The organism is Mycobacterium sp. (assembly GCF_052143115.1).
Taxonomy (GTDB): Bacteria; Actinomycetota; Actinomycetes; order Mycobacteriales; family Mycobacteriaceae; genus Mycobacterium.
Window position 1 is genome coordinate 1 of record NZ_JBKQTQ010000245.1, and the last position, 2,674, is coordinate 2,674.

3 protein-coding genes and 1 pseudogene are annotated in these 2,674 nt (G+C 63.4%); all 4 read left to right on the forward strand.

Annotation, left to right across the window (positions count from 1 at the left end):
* Positions 1–226: 226 nt before the first annotated feature.
* Positions 227–877, forward strand: a complete 651-nt coding sequence (locus tag ACLQI9_RS23955) for a hypothetical protein (protein WP_442392298.1) — start codon at positions 227–229, stop codon at positions 875–877.
* A gap of 117 nt (positions 878–994) precedes the next feature.
* Positions 995–1,885, forward strand: a pseudogene (locus ACLQI9_RS23960) (DPP IV N-terminal domain-containing protein); the annotation flags it as partial.
* Positions 1,882–2,367, forward strand: a complete 486-nt coding sequence (locus ACLQI9_RS23965) for a prolyl oligopeptidase family serine peptidase (protein ID WP_442392299.1) — start codon at positions 1,882–1,884, stop codon at positions 2,365–2,367. The pseudogene ACLQI9_RS23960 and the gene ACLQI9_RS23965, both read left to right, overlap by 4 nt.
* A gap of 104 nt (positions 2,368–2,471) precedes the next feature.
* Positions 2,472–2,674, forward strand: a 203-nt coding sequence (locus ACLQI9_RS23970) for a prolyl oligopeptidase family serine peptidase (RefSeq protein ID WP_442392300.1), incomplete at its 3' end; no start/stop codon positions are given.

The following is a 2,674-nucleotide window of genomic DNA, read 5'->3' on the forward strand; positions in this document are numbered from 1 at the left end:
ATCCGCCGGACAAAATGTCGCCTGAACGATCCCGCCCGTCAGCCCCCGGAACTCGGCTTGGGAAGGAAAGGGAGGAGCTGTCGAGCAACGCCGGGTCGACCCCACTCGTCATGACATTGATCGGCCGCCGCCACACTCTTACGATGATCCCTGTATTGCTCGGCCTGTTCGGGCAGGCGGTCCGGCAACCTGCAGGCGGTACGCTCCTTTGGAGGACTGATATCCCGTGACGATCATCCGGAGCCCGGTGATGGCACGAACCCGTTTTGCCTCCCTGACATTCATTCTACTCCTTATCCCTTCATTTGCAGACGCAACCGCCCGTGCCGCCGGGCCCGACGACCCGCCGGCCAGCGCCGCGAGTGCGGGCCTCGAGCCTTCTCTGAGCGACCCGTGGTCCTCGCCCCGGCAGCAGGGCCGACGCGGGGCAATACGGGCGCCGGGGCTCGTCCTCAAGGACCAGATCCTATCCCACTGGTTCGACGACAACAGGCGCTTCTGGTACCGCAACGACCTCGCCGCTGGAGCCCGTAAGTTCATCGTCGTCGACGCCGTGAAAGGGACCCGCGAAGCCGCATTCGACCACAAGCGGCTCGCCGCCGCGGTTGCGAATGCCGCCACACGGGATGTCTCGGCCGACAAGCTCTCGTTCGACTTGATCGCACTAGACGACCACGAGAAATCCGTGCGTTTCAAGGTGGGCGACACCGTCTGGAAGTGCGACCTCATCACCTACGAGTGCTCGAAGGCCCCGGCCGGTGACGCTCCCGCCGACGTCTCCGCAAGCCCCAGGGCGCGGTCGCGGTTCTTCCAGGGCGGCCCCGACGGCGAGGACCAGGGGCCCAGCGAGAGCCGCCGCTCGCCCGACAGAAAGTAGACCGCCTTCGTCAAGGATCACGACGTTCACGTTCGGCCCGAAGGAGGGTCGGAACCGGTTCGCCTGAGCACCGACGGCAAGGAGGGATTTACCTAAGGCCGGCTCTCCTGGTCGCCAGACTCGAAGACGCTCGCCGCTTTTCGCATCGAGCCGGGCGATCGCAAGGAGGTTTACCTGATCCAGTCGTCGCCCCCCGGCGGCGGCCGGGCCAAATTTCGGGCGCGGCCTTACCCCTTGCCGGGGGACAAGTTCACGGCCTACGAGCTGAACCTGTTCGACGTCGCCGCCAAGCAGCAGTCCAGGCCCGGCGTCGATCGCCTCGACTATGACGACCCGCGTATTCGATGGAACAAGGATGGCCGCCATTTCACCTACGAGAAGGTCGACCGTGGCCACCAGCGATTCCGCGTGGTCGAGGTCGATGCGCACACCGGCCTGGCCCGGAACCTGGTCGACGAGAAGACCGCAACGTTCATCTGGACCGCGCACGCCGAGAACATCGACCTGAAGCCGGTCAACTACCTCGACGAGACCGACGAGATCATCTACGCCTCGGAGCACGACGGCTGGCGTCACCTTTACCTCATCGACGCGAAGAAGGGCGAGGTCAAGAACCCGATCACCAGGGGAGAATACGTCGTCCCGGGCATCGACCTGATCGACGAGGAGAAACGCCAGGTCTGGTTCCGGGCGGGAGGAAAAGACCCCGGTCAGGACCCGTACTTCCTCCACTCTTACCGTGTCAACTTCGACGGCACCGGCCTCGTCGCCTTGACCGCGGGCAACGGTAACCACTCGGTGCAGTTCTCACCGGACCGGGCCTATCTCATCGACACGTACAGCCGCGTTGACATGACTCCGGTCCGCGAGCTGCGCCGGACCTCCGACGGAAGGCACGCGTGCAAGCTCGAGGAGACCGAGATTTCGGCGCTCAAGGCCAGCGGCTGGGAACCACTCGAGGTGTTCGTGGCCAGGGCCGCGACGGCAAGACCGACATCTGGGGCGTGAGTGCCCGCCCCAAGAACCTCGACCCGTCACAGCGGTACCCCGTCATCGAGTCGATCTACGCCGGTCCGCAAAACTCGTACGTCCCCAAGACATTCAGCCCCTTCAACCGGTACGCGATGCTCGCGGACCTGGGCTTCATCGTCGTTCAGATCGACGGCATGGGGACGGCGAACCGGTCGAAGGCCTTCCACGACGTCTGCTGGCACGACCTCAAGGACGCTGGGTTCCCCGACCGCATCCTCTGGCACAAGGCCGCCGCGGCGAAGTACTCCTATTATGACCTAGCCCGCCTGGGCATCTACGGAGTCTCGGCCGGCGGCCAGAGCGCCACGGGCGGCGTGCTCTTTCACCCCGAGCTCTACAAGAAGGCGGCCGTCTCGGCAGGGCTTACGCATCACAATAGCGAAACTGGGTTACATGGGAAGTTTCGTATCCCGATCAAACCCAGACTTTTGCCGTACAGTCTTGCGACTTTCCGATAGTGTTGTGACCAATACAGCGTATTGCTATTTACGTAAAATCATATGAATATATTGTATTTTCCATGAAATCCCCAGAAAACCCAGGGAAAAGTGGTGCGTAAGCCCTGGCCGTCTCGGCATGCGGCTGCCACGACAACCGTATGGACAAGGCCTCATGGAACGAGCAGTGGATGGGGTACCCCGTGGGACCCTGGTACTCCGAGTCCTCGAACATCGACAACGCACACCGGCTCCGCGGCAAGCTGATGCTGTTGGTCAGCGAGATGGACACGAACGTGCCGCCGGAGTCGACGCTCCGCCTGGCCGA